The organism is Chitinophaga solisilvae (assembly GCF_009928525.1).
Classification (GTDB): domain Bacteria; phylum Bacteroidota; class Bacteroidia; order Chitinophagales; family Chitinophagaceae; genus Chitinophaga; species Chitinophaga solisilvae.
Map to the genome: position 1 here is coordinate 406,019 of NZ_JAABOK010000004.1, position 17,031 is coordinate 423,049.

A 17,031-nucleotide genomic window follows, 5' to 3' on the forward strand; every position below is an offset into this window, starting at 1 on the left:
GTACATGTCGGCTGTGTAACATTCACCGTAGGTGCAGCCGGTGTTTGTGGTTGCGCGTTTACAACCGAATTGGTAACTGCAGATACGCAGCCCGCTGTATTCTTCACGGTCACCTGATAAGAACCGCTTGCCCCAGTAAATGTAGCTGCTTGTTGGTAATTGGTGCCATCAATGGAGTAGGTGAGGCTTTCTCCCAGTGGCGCGGTGATGGTAATCGTTCCGTTAGCATTTGCACATGTCGGTTGTGTAACATTCACCGTAGGTGCCGCCGGTGTTTGTGGTTGCGGGTTCACAACCGCATTGGTAGCTGCAGATACGCAGCCATCTGTATTCTTCACGGTCACCTGATAAGAACCGCTTGCCGTAGTAAATGTAGCCGCTTGTTGGTAATTAGTGCCGTCAATGGAATAGGTGAGGTTTTCACCCAGTGGCGCGGTAATGGTAATCGTTCCGTTAGCATTTGCGCATGTCGGCTGTGTAACATTCACTGTGGGTGCCGCCGGTGTTTGTGGTTGCGGGTTCACAACCGCATTGGTAGCTGCAGATACGCAGCCCGCTGTATTCTTCACGGTCACCTGATAAGAACCGCTTGCCGCAGTAAATGTAGCCGCCTGCTGATAATTGGTACCATCAATAGAGTAGGTGAGGCTTTCACCCAGTGGCGAGGTGATGGTAATCGTTCCGTTAGCATTTGCACATGTCGGCTGTGTAACATTTACTGTAGGTGCAGCCGGTGTTTGTGGTTGCGGGTTCATAACTGCATTGGTAGCTGCAGATACACAGCCATCTGCATTCTTCACGGTCACCTGGTAAGAGCCACTTGCCGCAGTAAATGTAGCTGCTTGCTGGTAATTGGTGCCATCAATGGAGTAGGTGAGGCTTTCACCCAGTGGCGCGGTGATGGTTATCGTTCCGTTAGCATTTGCACATGTCGGCTGTGTAACATTTACTGTAGGTGCAGCCGGTGTTTGTGGTTGCGGGTTCACAACCGCATTGGTAGCTGGAGATACACAGCCCGCTGTATTCTTCACGGTCACCTGATAAGAACCGCTTGCCGCAGTAAATGTAGCCGCCTGCTGGTAATTGGTGCCATCAATAGAGTAGGTAAGGCTTTCACCCAGCGGCGCGGTGATGGTAATTGTTCCGTTAGCATTTGCACATGTCGGCTGTGTAACATTTACCGTAGGTGCAGGCGGTGTTTGTGGTTGCGCGTTCACAACCGCATTGGTAGCTGCAGATACGCAGCCCGCTGTATTCTTCACGGTCACCTGATAAGAACCGCTTGCCGCAGTAAATGTAGCCGCCTGCTGATAATTGGTGCCATCAATGGAGTAGGTGAGGCTTTCACCCAGCGGTGCAGTGATGGTAATTGTTCCGTTAGCATTTGCACATGTCGACTGCGTAACATTCACTGTAGGTGCAGCCGGTGTTTGTGGTTGCGGGTTTACAATCGCATTGGTAGCTGCAGATACGCAGCCATCTGCATTTTTCACAGTCACCTGATAAGAACCGCTTGCCGCAGTAAATGTAGCCGCCTGCTGGTAATTGGTGCCATCAATAGAGTAGATGAGGCTTTCACCCAGCGGTGCAGTGATGGTAATTGTTCCGTTAGCATTTGCACATGTCGGCTGTGTAACATTCACCGTAGGTGCAGCCGGTGTTTGTGGTTGCGGGTTCACAACCGCATTGGTAGCTGCAGATACGCAGCCATCTGCATTCTTCAAGGTCACCTGATAAGAACCGCTTGCCGCAGTAAATGTAGCTGCCTGCTGGTAATTGGTGCCATCAATGGAGTAAGTAAGGCTTTCACCCAGCGGCGCGGTGATGGTAATCGTTCCGTTAGCATTTGTACATGTCGGTTGTGTAACATTTACCGTAGGTGTAGCCGGTGTTTGTGGTTGCGCGTTTACAACCGCATTGGTAGCTGCAGATACGCAGCCCGCTGTATTCTTCACGGTCACCTGATAAGAACCGCTTGCCGCAGTAAATGTAGCCGCCTGCTGGTAATTGGTGCCATCAATAGAGTAGATGAGGCTTTCACCCAGCGGTGCAGTGATGGTAATTGTTCCATTAGCATTTGCACATGTCGGCTGTGTAACATTCACCGTAGGTGCAGCCGGTGTTTGTGGTTGCGGGTTCACAACCGCATTGGTAGCTGCAGATACGCAGCCATCTGCATTCTTCAAGGTCACCTGATAAGAACCGCTTGCCGCAGTAAATGTAGCTGCCTGCTGGTAATTGGTGCCATCAATGGAGTAAGTAAGGCTTTCACCCAGTGGCGCGGTGATGATTATCGTTCCGTTAGCATTTGTACATGTCGGCTGTGTAATATTGACCGTAGGTGCAGCCGGTGTTTGTGGTTGCGGGTTCACAACTGCATTGGTAGCTGCAGATACACAGCCATCTGTATTCTTCACAGTCACCTGATAAGAACCGCTTATCGCAGTAAATGTAGCTGCCTGCTGGTAATTAGTGCCATCAATGGAGTAAGTAAGGCTTTCACCCAGCGGCGCGGTGATGGTAATCGTTCCGTTTGCATTTGTACATATCGGCTGCGTAACAGTCACTTTCGGCGTATCTGGTAATGGCAGTACTGCCACAGAAATAATATTGCTCGTACTACTGCACCCGGCTGTAACTACTCTCCTGTACCAGGTTCTTACGGAAGCTGTACCCGGTATGTAGTGCTGACCGCCGGATATGCCTGCAGCCGCGCTGAAGTTATTGAGGCTGTCTGTTGTGCTGGACTCCCAAAGGTAGGTGTATATACCGCTACCGCCCGTAGGTAACCCGCCCCGGAGGGTATCTGGTACTGAACCTGCACATACCTGCTGATAAGCGCTGATGGTATTGTTGCCAAGCTGATTGTAAACAGTCAGTGTATCATACTTCATGTTATTACATCCACTGCCTGAAGGAAGCGCATCACATTCTGCTGCCGGATCGGCAGGTGGTGTTGCATCAGGATTTGTGGCATCCGGATCGGTAACATCCGCCGGTCTTAGTATGCTGGCGTTGGTATTCAGCTGCCCGCCCGGTGGAAGTCCTGTTACTGTGCCTCCGACAGTGAAGGTAATCAGAGCGCCATTGTTCATGTCCAGTGTAGCATCATAAGCGCCGCTGCCCGTTGTCTCTCCCGTAACTGTTGCTGTACCTGTGGTAACCGTGTGAGTAACGGTAATACCAGTGAGGTAGGAAGGGAAGGTAAAGCGGAATTTACTGCCGCTGACATCACTCGGACCATTATTCCTGACAGTCACCTGATACGAAATGCGTCCGTTCAGGCATACGCCGGTTTTATCCGGTATGATGGCTGCCACCTCCAGGTCTGCTTCCCGCAGGATAAGGTTAACCTTACCAGTCAGCGGCGCACTGGCAATATAACTCCAGCTGTCCATGCCATTATTGTCACCGAAATTATCTGTCCATTTATGCCCGTTAACGGAACTGCTTTGTCCTGTAAGATTCCGGACAGGCGAAGAGGGTACGCCAATCAACGGAATATCGCTGTCATCCCAGTACAGGGTATCGCCGGAACTGCCATTGAGTTGTGTTACGATGATACCGGAAGGATTTTTTTCAACATCCAGCAATGGAAAATGTACTTCTCCGCCATGTAATTCTACGGTGATACGTGCCCCATTAATAGTGGCTGCTGCTGCCGGTGTGCCGTTGTTCGTCCGCCCGTCCCAGTAAACGGTATTGGTGCCGACATTGGCAAAACCGGTAAGGAGCTTATCTTCCGGATCACTGTCCTCCCCGTTGTTGTTCAGGTCCAGCCCTATCTGGAAGGCGCCTGATACATTGGTGGTGAAAGTGAAATTTCCGCCCAGCGGAGTAGTGCCCATCACATCCGGTGTTCCTTCTATGCCTGTCCATGTTAAATCGGAGAGGGTACGTACCAGCGGTGTACGCAGCAACCATTCGGAAGGGTTTTCGGCTGATCGTGCAGATGCCGGAAGATCTGAAGCTACCGGGTTGAAAAATAGTTTATGGGTAATGTTGGTGGCATCATCCGGCTGGGTAGGATTATGCACCGGAATAGTGGAAAGTGTAGAACCTATGTCTGCAACGCTTTTGTACAGCGCTTTCCCGTTATTGTCAAGGAACCCGTTGTTATTTACAAAGAAGTAGAAGGCCGCTCCCTGCATGCCGTTGGCATTAACAGCATACCGGTAACCATCATTGGTGAGTATGTAAAATATACCGTTGAAAGAGCCATAGTTTTGCCCTACGTTGGAGGTGTTGCCGGTGAAGATATTCATGTATGCTCTTCCCGGAATGAAGCTGCTGTTCGCAATATCCCGCACGGAAACATCTACGGCCGAAATATACCAGCTGTTGGGGTTTTGTACCCAGTTGGCATTGGCTGCTATAACAGGTGCATTGCCGCCGGCTACCTGTGTGTTGGTAGGCATAAAGGTAATGAGCCAGATACCTTCCTGAGCTTCCTGTACAGGAACAATGTATGGCAGGTACCCCGGATCTGCCGGGTTGACACGCGGCCCCGCCACCTCCTCGGCCCTGGAGGCAATCAGCCCGGTGGTAAGGTCACTGCCAGAGCTGCCGGTGGTGCCATCCGGTGCTACCCAGTTAATAGTACCCTGGCCGATTCCCTGCGCGCTGGAACCCATGTACAGCTTTTCGCCTGCACGCGCATATACTTTTACAGTTACCAGGGAAGGAATCGGAAACGTTGCTGTGGTTACAGTACTGCTTCTCCAGAATGCTCTGCTGCCGCCATTTTGAGATAGCTCTTTACTGCCTTCGCCATGAAGGGTAAGTGTAACGGTCAGGAATAAAAACAGGAAGGGGAATTGTAAAAATAGCTTCATATAAGAATATATTGCAATTCACTAGAGGTTGATTTCTTTAACAAAAGGAGATAGGTGTTTGTTTGATTTATATTTTGAAAATGAGGATAAAGATTTTCTGGAGAGAGAGCTGATAAAAGGTAAAACTGCCTGACTTTCTGTGAAGGTATTTAACCCGGATAGCCATCTTTACCCGGCTGGATAAGATAGTCGGCCTGCATGCATTTCTTCCCGGTAAAAGAGTAAGCTGGCTGTATACAGCAGACTTCATGGATAGCAGCCATCAATGCAATATACATTCAGTGGGGTTATGAAATACCTGATTACCGGTATTTGCTGAAACAGTTATTAACGTATCTTTAAACCACTGTAAGAACCCGTTATAAAGGCAACGTGTAGTAAACAAAATAACCCGGCCAGCCGGCCTGCTGTTACCCGGATTTTCTCACCTTAAATATCCGCATTATGAAAAAGACAACACAGAAAAAACTGCAGTTATCCAGGATTAAGATTGCCAGTCTTAACAAAATTAACCGCGGAGCGGCGAAAGAAGGATTTATCTGCCTTACTTCTCTCAACGACAGCAGCTGCCCGACCTGCACCCGCGCTATTTGCTAGTCGCACACAGGTATTTGTCCGGCAAGCTGTAGGCTGTCTGCCTGAAAGAAGCGACAGATACGGTTTGCCGGTATACCACACCTTCCGTAAAATATTTGTTGCATTGCTGTGAATTCTGGTTATCTTACCTGCTGACCTTACTTTGAACAATGAATGATCGCTGCTGTCATCCGCAACGACAGCTCAAACCTTTACGTTAATGAAAAAAACTGCTTACCTGTTGTCCGCCCTGCTGGCATGGACAGTATCATTGTCTGCACAGCAACCTGTTTACAAACACTCCTTCGGGCCAGACAAAAACTACAACACCTGCAAAGGTATTGCCGGTACTGCCTTGAACCTGGATAAAAATGCCGCGCTGCGCAGTCCCCAGGCATTGATCAATCCGCTGAAAGGCTATCAGGGCTCCTATTCCGTGCAATGCTGGGTAAAGGCAGCGCCTTCTGCCAGCAGCTACGTGTTGTTAACTTCATCAGGAGAAAAGTCCGGCCGCTGGGAACTCGGTGTACAGGAAAGCGGCGCCTGGTACTGGCAACATGCTTCCCGGCGGGGTGCTTACCAATACCGGCCGACAGCAGCGCGACAAAGTATCCGGAATAACAAATGGCATCAGCTGACCTATTGCATGGATTCAGCTAAAAAGGAAGTAAGCCTGTATTACGACGGTACACAGGTGGCGGTATATAATACAGAAGATATTGTATCCACCGGTATGCCTGATACGCTGTGGGCCGGCGGCCGCCCGGAAGGGGATCTGGGCCAGTGGAATACCTTTAACGGCGCAATCGACGAGCTGACCCTCTACCGGGAAGTGCTGACGCCCGCCTATATCCGGCAGACAGCCGGCGTCTTTATTCCTCAGCCGCCGGTAGCGTCCTTGGCCGCGGGCAAACAGCTCCGCGTCATGAACTACAACATCTGGCACGGTGGCAATGAAACCGGCAAGGATACCGGCCCGGAAAGGATCGTGGATGTTATTCGTCAGTCTGGCGCTGATATCATCTCCATGCAGGAAACATATGGTTCCGGAGAAAAAATAGCAGACGCCCTCGGCTACTATTTTTATCTGCGCAGCAGCAATCTCAGTATCATGAGCAGATACCCCATTGAAGCCACTTTACCCGGAGCAGCGGCCTTCTATAATGGTGGTGCCTATATCCGGCTGAATAAAAACCAGCAGATTGCTTTCATCACCAACTGGCTCAACTACCCGTTGGATTACTGGGATATGCTGGAGAAAAACATGCCGCTGAATGCCGATACCCTGCTGCTTCAGATGGAAAAGACCAATGGCAGCCAGCTCCGGAAAAACCTGGCAGTAAACCACGAGGTAATCGCCAACGCAGCCACCGTACCCGTAATTTTCTGCGGTGACCTCAACAGCGGCTCTCATCTGGACTGGACAGAAAGCACCAGACATCTGAATAACGGATTAGTGGTGCCTTTCCCGCAAAGTAAAATAATGCTGGAAGCAGGATTCAAAGACAGCTTCCGCGAAATACACCCCGATCCGCTGAAAGAAAGAGGCATTACCTGGTCGCCGCAGTTCCCACACGCATTTAAAGACCGCATTGATTATATTTATTACACCGGAAAGAAACTGAAAGCACTGCAATCATATACAATTACGGAGCATCCGGTGCATTATCCGTCGGATCATGCGGCGCTGGTCACGGTGTTTGGGTTTTAAATTACGAATTACGAATTGCGAATTACGAATGTAGAAGCGAAGATTAAAACGAAGATTTAAGGTGCTACTTAATACTTATCTCCTTTAATCTTCGTTTTAATCTTCGCTTCTACATTCGTAATTCGCAATTCGTAATTCGTAATTCCCGTTTAAATCCCCTATTATGCAATAAACAACCCAATCTGCCCATTAAAATCCACAGCTTAATCTATTGGTATTCATGATATACCGGAATTGCCGGGCAAAAACATATTGGTTTGTTATTTGAACAGAAGGTTGTTATTATTTCACCATGTAAAATCTATTACTATGGCACAGGAGAATAACAGCTTTATGCTGAAACTGAAAGGTAACTGGAATGAGTTTAAAGGTAAGTTAAAGCAGCAGTATGCAGATCTTACAGATGATGACCTGTTGTATGTGGAAGGAAAGGAAGACGAATTGTTAGGCCGTATTCAGAAGAAGACAGGTAAGACGAAAGAAGAAGTGAAGTCATGGATTGATACCCTGTAAAGATTGACTTGTTTGCTGTCCGGCTGCCGGCAGATAAAAAAGCAGTCACTTGACCTAGGTCAAGTGACTGCTTTTTTATTCTGTGCACTTTTGCATCAGTAAAGCGCTTTACAGATCGTTTACAGAAAATATTAAATTCATGAACATGCGTTATCTCAAGGTGCCGGTGATGGCACTGCTGTCATTATTGTTTGCAGGAAAAGTGTCTGCACAGGCGTCACACAAAAAAGCGTTGCTGATTATTGATGTGCAGAATGATTATTTCAAAGGTGGAAAAATGGAGCTGTCGGAGCCCGATGTGGCAGCGGCCAATATCAGCCTTATACTGGCAGAGAGCCGGAAAAAGGGTATCCCGGTTATTCATGTGCAGCATGCTGCCACAGAGGGTTTCCTGGTAGCCAATACCACCGGCGCTGAAATACATGCTTCCGTTCGTCCGGTGGCGGGAGAGAAAATAATCACCAAGCATTATCCGAACAGTTTTCGGGAAACAACCCTGGCGGAGTACCTGAAGGCCGCCGGTATTACGGATCTTGTTATCACCGGTATGATGACACATGCCTGTGTAGATGCAACTACCAGGGCGGCGAAAGACCTGGGTTTTAACTGCACCGTAATTGCAGATGCCTGCGCTACCAGGGATCTGGAAGTAAATCACCAGCTGGTGCCGGCAGCAGAAGTGCAGCGGTCGCTGATGGGAGCATTGGCTTTTTATTATGCAGCCATTGTTAATACAAAAGAATACCTGAACCGTTAGTGGCTGAAGGACAGGAAGGTAACACTTCGGGGGGCATGTGCACCGGTCGTTGCCTTCCTGCGCGGCAGCCCTGTGGAATAGCAATGCCGGCAAAGGTTCCGGCGCGTGCACAGCAGGAACGCTGCAGGAGGCATTGCACCGGCCTGCCATAACTTTGTGTAAAAACCGTCATGAAATGCCTCCTTTTCCTCTTCCTGTGTATGGCCGTCCGGTACGCGTCCGCACAGTTGCCGCATCCGGGCGGCATTCCGGTGGATACCTTCATTACGCAACCAACAGATACCACCGGCATAGATACCCTGATCTATGACCCTGAGCTGGGTGTGAGCATACATAAGAAAACAGTGCCCTGCCTGAGTCTGGGAGTTAATACAGAAGGCTGGATCACCGTTGTTCCTGCCTCCGGCGGGAGAGGCGCTATGATTATCTATACCTATTTATGCAACGGCGTACCCGTAACCGACACCATTAAAAATGCCGGTACCGGGCAGCATCAGATTGTATTGAAGCAGCAGAAGCCCGGAACAGGTACCATCACCAGCCCTGTTATTACGATAAGGCCCGCATCAGGCGGAGAACCGGGAACCGATACCCTGTATCAGCCAGGAGTACCGGTAACGGCAGGACTCAAAACTGCCCGCCCGCAACAGCCGCTGCCATCATTGCTGACAGACGTGATTACCTCTCCCAATCCCTTTGCCGCTCAACTCACACTTTCCTTTACCTGCCATGAAGCGGGGGCCGTAAACATCGGCATGTATAACGCCTCCGGGCGCCGCGAAAGATATATCAATTACCAGGCGCAGCAGGGCGTTAATAAGGTGAATATCTCCGGAGAAGGACTTTCGTCCGGACTGTATTTTATAAACATAAGCAGACAGGATACGGTGGTGACGATGAAGGTACTGAGATGGTGAGAGGACTTGTGAATTACGAATTGCGAATTGCGAATTACGAATGTAGAAGCGAAGAACTAAACGAAGATTAAAAGAGATGTTTAATGCTTATCTCCTTTAATCTTCGTTTAGTTCTTCGCTTCTACATTCGTAATTCGCAATTCGTAATTCGTAATTCTTCAAGGTAAAATTGTATGTAAAAGAGCGAATATCCCGGGAGTTTTAATGCAAACGTTTGCATATTTTAAAGAAAATATTATCCACCAAAATCAACGTTTGTTATATGAAACCCTTTTACACACTACGGCTGCTGCCGTTATTGCTTACCTCATTGTACATAGCGCCCGCACAGCAGGCAGGTGCGCAGACCGGTACTTCCGCCTGGGTGAAGACCGGCAGCAACGGCAGGCTCGTTTACACGCCCGACGCAAAAGGTAATACCATTCCTGATTTCAGCATGACCGGCTACCATTCCGGAGAGAAAGCCATACCGGAGGTACCGGTAGTAAAAACGATCTCGCCGGTTTCAGGTGATAACCTGGCGCATATACAGGCTGCCATTGACGAAGTAGCTGCCATGCCGTTGCAGAATGGCTTCCGCGGCGCCCTGCTGCTGAAGAAAGGAACCTATTCTGTCAGCAATACTTTACGTATAGGCGTGAGCGGTATTGTGCTGAGAGGCGAAGGCCGCGGAACGGCGGATACCCGGCTCATCGCCACCCGCGCGGCCCAGCACACACTGATTACAATACGCGGCGGCAGCGGCCCGTCCGAAACATCCGGTACCCGCAGAAATATTACGGACAACTACGTACCCATCGGCGCGAAAAGCTTTAACGTTGAATCTGCCGCCGGCTTTAATGCCGGTGATCGTATCAGGCTGGTGAAAACACCTAACGACGCCTGGATCACCCTGTTGGGAATGGCGCCCTATGGCTGGACGCCTGCAGGCTATACCATGCATTACTTCCGGACCATCACTGCCGTATCCGGCAACCGGATCACAGTAGATGCTCCTGTAGTTGATCCCATAGACAAAACCTACGGATCCGGCGCCATTTATAAGTATACCTGGGCACAGAAAATAGAAGAGGCAGGAGTGGAAAATATGCGCATCGAATCTGCCTATGCGTCTGAAGAAGATGAAAACCACGGCTGGACGGCCATCACTACCAACAACGTTGAAAATGCCTGGGTACGCGGCGTAGATGCCTACTACTTCGGATATGGTAACGTGGGCGTACTGAGTGGCTCCCTGCGGGTCAGCGTCATCGACTGCAAAATGACGGACCCGAAATCGCAGGCAACCGGCGGCAGAAAATATCCTTTCCTCATAGATGACGGACAGCTGGTGCTGGTGAAAAACTGCTATGCCCGCAATGGCCGCCACGATTACGTTACCGGCAGCACCACGCCGGGCCCTAACGCTTTTGTGAACTGTACCTCCGAACTGCAACGGGCCGATAACGGCCCTCACCACCGCTGGGCTACCGGCGTACTGTTCGACAATATCACCGGCAACGGTGATCTGCATGTACAAAACCGCAAGCAATCCGGCTCCGGCCACGGATGGGCAGGCTCCCAATGCGTATTCTGGAACTGCACCGGCAGAAAATTCATCGTACAGCAGGCCCCCCAGCATTATAACTGGGCCATCGGATGCAAAGGCACCGTCACGGACGATGGCAACTGGCATGATGGCAATCCCGGCGTATGGGAATCCACCGGCACCTTTGTATCACCCCAAAGCCTGTACGAAAAGCAGCTGGAAGACCGCCTCGGCACCGTAACGCCCCCCTGTGAGCCGGTTACCGCCAGCAAACACGATGGAAATATACCGGCCAACGTACTCGATAATAACCTGAATACCCGCTGGTCTGCCAGCGGCAACGGAGAATGGATACAATTCTGTCTGAATGATACTGTAGCCGTCAGCCGCGTTGACATTGCCTTTTACAGTGGTAACACCCGCAGGTCAACCTTTGACATACAGGTAGGCCTGGACGGACAAACATGGACCAATGCGGCTACAGGTTTGCAGAGCAGCGGCGCTACCCTGGCCCTGGAACCGTTTTCCTTTGCAGCGGTAACGGGCAGGTATGTACGAATTGTTGGCCATGGCAACACCCTGAATGCCTGGAACAGCTATACGGAAGTACGCATCAACCCGGCCGGAACTGCGGCTGCATCCGCCGGCACACCGGAAGAAAATACTACCCATCCCGGCGTACCTGTACAGATTTATCCCAACCCGTTCAATGATCATATTGCAGTGAGCCTCCAGCTCAAAGAAGGAGGCACTACTCAGCTGGGCCTTTATGATCTGGCCGGTAAACCGGTCAGCACTATACAGACAAAATATCTGCCTGCAGGAACACACCGCCTGACGCTGGCCTGCAAAGAAGCGCCGGCAGGCATCTATATCCTGCGTGTGATGCATAACGGAAAAGCACTCAGCCGAAAAGTGGTAAAACTGGAAGGGAAATAATTACATCTGCATAAAAATTATCCACAGTTAAAACAAAAGTCTTACATCCTGCATGTAAGACTTTTGTTTTAATATCCGGTCCGCGCAACAATTTTATTGCCGGTACTGTATTAATGCTGCAGAAACATTGTATCTTTTTTCCCTCATGCCCAAAAGTATTATATGAAAAAGGCTTTTATATTTTTCCTGTTATTGTTCCCCGCATCTGTAGTATGCTCCCAGGATGCCGGTCAGCAGGTCATTTCCGTACCGGTTATTTTTCACGTCATTTATTCAGGCCGTACTCATTCCCGGACAGACGGCGGCAATACACAGGAGAATATTGAAACGGCAAAGCTGTTAACTGAACTGAAAGAGATGCAGGAAGATTTCCTGTTGCTGAATGCTGATACGGCCGAAGTAATAGCTGCCTATAAAGGAATCATCGGTAATCCCCGTATCCGCTTTTATCTGGCTGATACGCTCCTGCAACCGGACGGGGAGAAAGGTATCATCAGGGTACTGAGCCGGCGGAACAAACGTAACCTGTCTTCACAAAGCAGGGTAATAGATCCGCGAAGGTACCTGAATATCTACGTCGGCAATATCGGAAGCAGTTTTGTAAATACGAATCCCTGGAACGATCGGGAGACAGACGCCGTTTACCTGGGATTTGACTGGATAGGACAGCACTATCGCCTGCTTACACATGAAACCGGCCATTGGTGCGGTTTGTTTCATATCTACGGCGGAAAAGGATCCGGTAAAGGCGGCGGATGTAAAACAGATGGCGATGATATTGCTGATACACCGGTACAGAAGAAACCAACCGATATGGATTGTATAAAGTGCCCGCCTGCGGTAGCAGACCAGCATTGTGATGCCGGTGTCCCCTCCAACTATAATAATTTCATGGATTATTCCGGCTGCCGGAAAATGTTTACAGCAGAGCAATCTAGACGTATGCGGGAAAATATAACCGTGCACAGACCTGGGCTGCTGCGGTAATGCCTGTTGCCTCAGTCGATAAAGATATAATCGGTTTCTTCAAAAGCGCCGTTGATGTGATCTGTTTCATCCACCTCTTCTGCTTCACAGATATAATCTGCATCATCTTCTCCGGCGGAAGGTGAGATGCCCGTAATGCAGATGAGCAGCGGATGTCCTATATGCCTGCTGCTGAACATGTACAGGTCTGATACTTCGGGCGCTGCATGGGTGGTAACCCTGATGTGATGTGATACCAGTATGCCCATTTCATTCAGTATTTCGCAGTGAATAAGTAGGTGGCAGGATTCCATAACGCACAAATTTAATGAGTAATCGGAGTTTGTTACTAATATAGTAATATTGACTGCTATACCCCTTCCTGTTGCGGTTTACATAAATGTAAGACAAAAGCCTCCCGGATGAGTACCGGAAGGCTTTCCCGTGGCTGACGTATACGCTTATTGCATTTTCTCCAGCACATAACTCAGCTCCGGATCCTTACCCGCCTGGAAATATTGTACAAATGCAGGCAAAGGTATTTCCTGGTCAGGAATAACGCCATGGCCGTTATCCCTGGTGGCATTGAAGAAATAGACCTCTGTTCTTGGTATCGTCAGTATACTCTTGGTGCCTGGCAGCAGGTAATGCAGGAACCAGGAGGCCGTAGTGGATGCCTCACCGCTGCCTGTTTCCTTTCCGACTATAGTGCCGCGTTTGTTCTGCTGCACAAGTGATGCAAAGTAAGTAGCTGCAGATACTGTGCCTCCGCCGGTGAGAATAAATACCCTGCCGTGAAAGGCGTCTTTGTCCGGCGGGAAATTCTCCAGCAGGCCTTCCATCAGGCGGGCATTGCCTTTGTAGAAACCGGAGCTGTCTTTATCAAACCGCTGATAAAAGAAGTTCCTGTTATTGCGTATATCTTCTTCGGATACCCTCCTGTTGTTATTATCCACTACATATTCCGGATAGGCAATGTCAATTGTTTTGGTCCGGTAGTTATAGACATTCCGGAATGGCTGCGTTGCCAGGAAGGAGTACAGCAGCGCTGAAATACCGGGATCGCCGCCGCCGTTACTGCGGATATCGATGATCACCTGTTTGTATTTGCGTTTATTCACTTCCCGGAAAAAAGTGCTGAATTCCTTGTATGCTTCTGTTTCTCCCAGGCTGAAGGTATTGACGGTGAGCAGCCCGGTTTGATCTTTCTCCAGGTAGTCCGCATAAATATTGTACGCCCGTTGCAGCAGATTCAGCGGAAGTGTGCGCTGGTATTTTGTCTGAAAGGCTGTTGCCGGAGAAACGGCGGCCAGCGTATTTCGGCGGATGTCGTTTGAGCCGGGCGTGATGTAGGATACACGGTAAGATGTGACACCGGGGGCTGTCAGGCTGTAGTAAAACTGAAAGTCATCATACATCCGGTCGGTGCCGGTAGAGATATACCCGTCGCTGGCAGAATGGGATGCCAGTTTTTTCAGTATATCCGTTACCGTTACATCGTTGATGCCGGTTATTTCTGATCCGAAGGGAATGGATGCCCCTTTAATGTTTACAAATATGCGTCCTCGTTCTATTATCACCGGCAGCGGGAAGTACTGCAGGGCGGCAAATACTTCCCGGTTATAGTCATTTGACAGGCGCAGGGACAGGTGGGCATCTCTTACCAGATAGTTCGGAAGGTTCGTCAGCAGTGTATAGAAATCTGCGTGTTGCGTAATTGTTTTCCGGAGAGAATCTGTCTGGTGTCTGAAGGTAACGGAATCGGTGAACTTACAGATATTCGGATGTTGCTTTTGAAGAATGCTGACAATCAGGTCAAAGTCTCCCAGGATTTCCTCCCTGGTCAGTTCCGTAAATTTCTTTTCCTGTGCGGCCAGGGGAGACAGGTATAAGATAGTCAGGGCCATGATGCCCGCAAGATAGATCTGCTTCATATACATAGTTTAAATTGGTATTAACGCTGGCATTTGCACCTGGTATTTCCAGGCGTGCTCTCAGATAATGCTGTTGATGGCGGGTTAAATATTGATTTGCTGCTGACGCACTGTTTCACTGTCACATGACTCCGGTTGCAATATTAAATTAATTGCAACACTGTATCAATATTGTCGGGTCAATATTTTGTTAAAATAAGTAAGGAGTGCTGATGATAATTAATCATTGAAGTAGTGCAGAATGATTTTGCTGATAGTGTCTGCTTTGTTGAAAACCATCAGGTGTCCGCCGCCTCTGATACGGTAGTCCGGGTGCAGGCGTCTGCTGGCTATTACGCGGTCGGCGGTTCCATGTATCTGGATGGTTTTTTCCGGCGCGTCTCTGTTGTCCCAGTGAGCAATGCTTTTCAATGCCCAGCGGAAGAAGGGAACATCGGTGTGATGTAGTAATGCTGTCAGTGTTTTTTTGTCTATGCTCGATCGGGCGCCAAAGTAGCTGTAGGTAAGGAAATTGGCCCGTTTTATCAGGGTGCGGGGAATGATGCGGTGTAAGCCTAGTTTCATAAAGAAGAACTGAATTTTGTTCAGCTCGTCTTTTGTTCTGACAGAAGAGATCAGTATCATCTTCGTCACCTGTATTTGTTTGGATACTTCCACGGCAACGATGCCACCGAAAGAGAGTCCGATGATATACGGATCCTGTGTGGTGATCTGGCTTTTAATCCTGCCTGCATATGCAGTGATAGATTCATTGGGTAATGCAGGAATCCAGGAGATAAATACTTTGTGATAACCGGGTAGCTGCAGGTTCATGAATACACTTGAATCTGCCCCCAGGCCACTGAAAAAATAAATTGTCTTTTGCCCTGCTGCGGCTGTATCCCCGTGAACCTGAGAAAACGCAGTGCTGCTGCAACACATCCATAGAACGAAAAAAATCACTTTCACACTTTGCACTATAAAATTTTTCATCATTAAGTACTGACCTTATTAAATCCTTATTGGCGGGGACTGGCATAGTAACAAACAGGACTACATGGGCGTGAGCAGTATATAAGGGATGAGGGCGGCATGATCCGCTGATTCCGTTGCTTTATATATTATATAATGTAATACAAAATGTAAGCATTTTATGAGATAGCAAGAATCAGGCCGGAACATTGGCGCGTAGCTTTACAGCAGGGGTGGAGGAATGATAGAATGATGACAGCGGAAGGAGGGAGGTGTAAAACCGGCGGGATATCTGCCCGATTGAGATGACTCATTGGCTCAATCGGGCAGCTACCGGAGCACTAACAGCTCAGCGAGCAGCTGGTGCCTGCAAAAGTAGGCTGGCAGCCCAGTGAACAGGTAACACCTGCGAAGGTTGGCTGACAGCCGGCTGAGCAGCTGACGCCGGCAAATGTTGCGCCACCGGCAATCTGTAATTGATCCGGGATGGTCAGGCCCGCAATGGTATTTTTCTGCAGGAGTAGTTTTTTGTGAAGGGCAATTTGTTTCTTTTTCATACATGGAAATTGTGAGGGTTAAAAATCAGGCATAGTATTACCAGGAAAAATGATTCAGGTAACGCTCGTGTATCATTAAAGCAATCATCAGGAACGGGTAACATATCCGGTGACATTGGCAACTGTCGTCAGGATAATCATTCAGGGTTTATTCCGGGAAGAACTGCTACAGGATTATATTTGAAAGTTAAGTTACCGGGCTGCAATGTACATGCGCAGCGGATAAATTAACAGCAGTATAATGAACAGATTTTGATATTTATTTTATGTTTAATCTGTTGAGAAGAAATATTTGTAATTTTCACCTTATTGCCGCATCTCTCCGGCAGGAATAACCAGCTCCTGATTTTATCTGTCGGATCACATCAACCGCTTCCGAAACAGGAATATAAAATTCCTGTTTTGTGCAGGATGCTGTTTGATAAGTATACTGCTGGTGTAACGCGCATCAGTAAAGGTGTAGTGCTGTTAAATCCTTTGTAGTAGCGTATTTCGGGGTGGTGTTGTTAGCCGCATAATATGCATGCGCATCGGTTTTTATGTACAAGGAAAGTATACTGTTCCCGTCGTGTATAGCTTTGATGACATTTTTTTTATGAAAATTTGCTTATTAAAATAAAGTTACTATCTTGTCGCTATAGAGAAGATCCATCCTGTAAATGGATATCCTATGCTGATAAATGGAGCACGCACTTAAGTATTCCAATCGCTGTAAATATAATACAGGTAGTTACCTTAGCCAGCGGGTATACTTAAAACGGGACCAAAATAATTGCATGAACAACTGAAAAATAACTGTTGCTGAAATTTAAGTTTTAAGGAAATAGTTGTGTTATAACAAAAGATA

The 17,031-nt window shown here is 48.6% G+C and carries 13 protein-coding genes; 7 read left to right on the top strand and 6 right to left on the bottom strand.

The window, feature by feature from the left end; all coding sequences use genetic code 11:
- Both GWG06_RS10225 and GWG06_RS30690 read right to left on the bottom strand, forming a co-directional pair.
- The coding region (locus GWG06_RS10225; RefSeq protein WP_202182986.1) for a beta strand repeat-containing protein at nt 1-4,835 on the bottom strand (4,835 nt) is incomplete at its 3' end.
- A gap of 149 nt (nt 4,836-4,984) precedes the next feature.
- Complete coding sequence (locus GWG06_RS30690) at nt 4,985-5,113, bottom strand: hypothetical protein (protein WP_262888683.1); 129 nt, start codon at nt 5,111-5,113, stop codon at nt 4,985-4,987.
- 166 nt (nt 5,114-5,279) lie between these two features.
- Here GWG06_RS30690 and GWG06_RS10230 point away from each other — a divergent pair, with 166 nt between their 5' ends.
- From GWG06_RS10230 to GWG06_RS10260, 7 genes are all read left to right on the top strand, one after another.
- Nucleotides 5,280-5,432: a hypothetical protein gene (locus GWG06_RS10230; protein ID WP_158631676.1), complete on the top strand. Its 153-nt coding sequence runs from the start codon at nt 5,280-5,282 to the stop codon at nt 5,430-5,432.
- 199 nt (nt 5,433-5,631) lie between these two features.
- Nucleotides 5,632-7,122, top strand: coding sequence for an endonuclease/exonuclease/phosphatase family protein (locus GWG06_RS10235; protein WP_160713039.1), 1,491 nt, complete (start codon nt 5,632-5,634; stop codon nt 7,120-7,122).
- 309 nt (nt 7,123-7,431) lie between these two features.
- Entirely contained in the window at nt 7,432-7,635 is a 204-nt protein-coding gene (locus GWG06_RS10240; protein WP_235938259.1) for a CsbD family protein, read from the top strand.
- Between the two features lie 145 nt (nt 7,636-7,780).
- On the top strand, nt 7,781-8,392 hold the full coding sequence (locus GWG06_RS10245; protein WP_202182987.1) for a cysteine hydrolase family protein: 612 nt from the start codon (nt 7,781-7,783) through the stop codon (nt 8,390-8,392).
- 170 nt (nt 8,393-8,562) lie between these two features.
- Nucleotides 8,563-9,309, top strand: a complete 747-nt coding sequence (locus tag GWG06_RS10250) for a T9SS type A sorting domain-containing protein (protein ID WP_160713041.1) — start codon at nt 8,563-8,565, stop codon at nt 9,307-9,309.
- 262 nt (nt 9,310-9,571) lie between these two features.
- Entirely contained in the window at nt 9,572-11,776 is a 2,205-nt protein-coding gene (locus GWG06_RS10255) for a discoidin domain-containing protein (RefSeq protein WP_160713043.1), read from the top strand.
- A gap of 162 nt (nt 11,777-11,938) precedes the next feature.
- Nucleotides 11,939-12,763: a M43 family zinc metalloprotease gene (locus GWG06_RS10260; protein WP_160713045.1), complete on the top strand. Its 825-nt coding sequence runs from the start codon at nt 11,939-11,941 to the stop codon at nt 12,761-12,763.
- A gap of 11 nt (nt 12,764-12,774) precedes the next feature.
- Here the strand turns inward: GWG06_RS10260 and GWG06_RS10265 are convergent, their stop codons facing one another.
- The 4 genes from GWG06_RS10265 to GWG06_RS10280 form a co-directional block, all read right to left on the bottom strand.
- Complete coding sequence (locus GWG06_RS10265; protein WP_160713047.1) at nt 12,775-13,056, bottom strand: DUF5952 family protein; 282 nt, start codon at nt 13,054-13,056, stop codon at nt 12,775-12,777.
- A 147-nt stretch (nt 13,057-13,203) separates the two neighbouring features.
- Nucleotides 13,204-14,676 carry a S41 family peptidase gene (locus tag GWG06_RS10270; RefSeq protein WP_160713049.1) on the bottom strand — a complete coding sequence of 491 codons (1,473 nt, stop codon included), beginning with the start codon at nt 14,674-14,676 and terminating at the stop codon, nt 13,204-13,206.
- Nucleotides 14,677-14,895: 219 nt separating this feature from the next.
- On the bottom strand, nt 14,896-15,489 hold the full coding sequence (locus GWG06_RS10275; protein ID WP_160713051.1) for an alpha/beta fold hydrolase: 594 nt from the start codon (nt 15,487-15,489) through the stop codon (nt 14,896-14,898).
- Between the two features lie 479 nt (nt 15,490-15,968).
- A complete protein-coding gene (locus tag GWG06_RS10280) occupies nt 15,969-16,184 on the bottom strand; it encodes a class I lanthipeptide (RefSeq protein ID WP_160713053.1) in 216 nt (71 codons plus the stop codon).
- Between the last annotated feature and the right edge of the window lie 847 nt (nt 16,185-17,031).

Bases quoted from the DNA above. Each gene is read 5' to 3' on its own strand.
- GWG06_RS30690 (WP_262888683.1), bottom strand. From the start codon at position 5,113: ATGTATATTGCATTGATGGCTGCTATCCATGAAGTCTGCTGTATACAG.
- GWG06_RS10230 (WP_158631676.1), top strand. From the start codon at position 5,280: ATGAAAAAGACAACACAGAAAAAACTGCAGTTATCCAGGATTAAGATT.
- GWG06_RS10235 (WP_160713039.1), top strand. From the start codon at position 5,632: ATGAAAAAAACTGCTTACCTGTTGTCCGCCCTGCTGGCATGGACAGTA.
- GWG06_RS10240 (WP_235938259.1), top strand. From the start codon at position 7,432: ATGGCACAGGAGAATAACAGCTTTATGCTGAAACTGAAAGGTAACTGG.
- GWG06_RS10245 (WP_202182987.1), top strand. From the start codon at position 7,781: ATGCGTTATCTCAAGGTGCCGGTGATGGCACTGCTGTCATTATTGTTT.
- GWG06_RS10250 (WP_160713041.1), top strand. From the start codon at position 8,563: ATGAAATGCCTCCTTTTCCTCTTCCTGTGTATGGCCGTCCGGTACGCG.
- GWG06_RS10255 (WP_160713043.1), top strand. From the start codon at position 9,572: ATGAAACCCTTTTACACACTACGGCTGCTGCCGTTATTGCTTACCTCA.
- GWG06_RS10260 (WP_160713045.1), top strand. From the start codon at position 11,939: ATGAAAAAGGCTTTTATATTTTTCCTGTTATTGTTCCCCGCATCTGTA.
- GWG06_RS10265 (WP_160713047.1), bottom strand. From the start codon at position 13,056: ATGGAATCCTGCCACCTACTTATTCACTGCGAAATACTGAATGAAATG.
- GWG06_RS10270 (WP_160713049.1), bottom strand. From the start codon at position 14,676: ATGAAGCAGATCTATCTTGCGGGCATCATGGCCCTGACTATCTTATAC.
- GWG06_RS10275 (WP_160713051.1), bottom strand. From the start codon at position 15,489: ATGAACCTGCAGCTACCCGGTTATCACAAAGTATTTATCTCCTGGATT.
- GWG06_RS10280 (WP_160713053.1), bottom strand. From the start codon at position 16,184: ATGAAAAAGAAACAAATTGCCCTTCACAAAAAACTACTCCTGCAGAAA.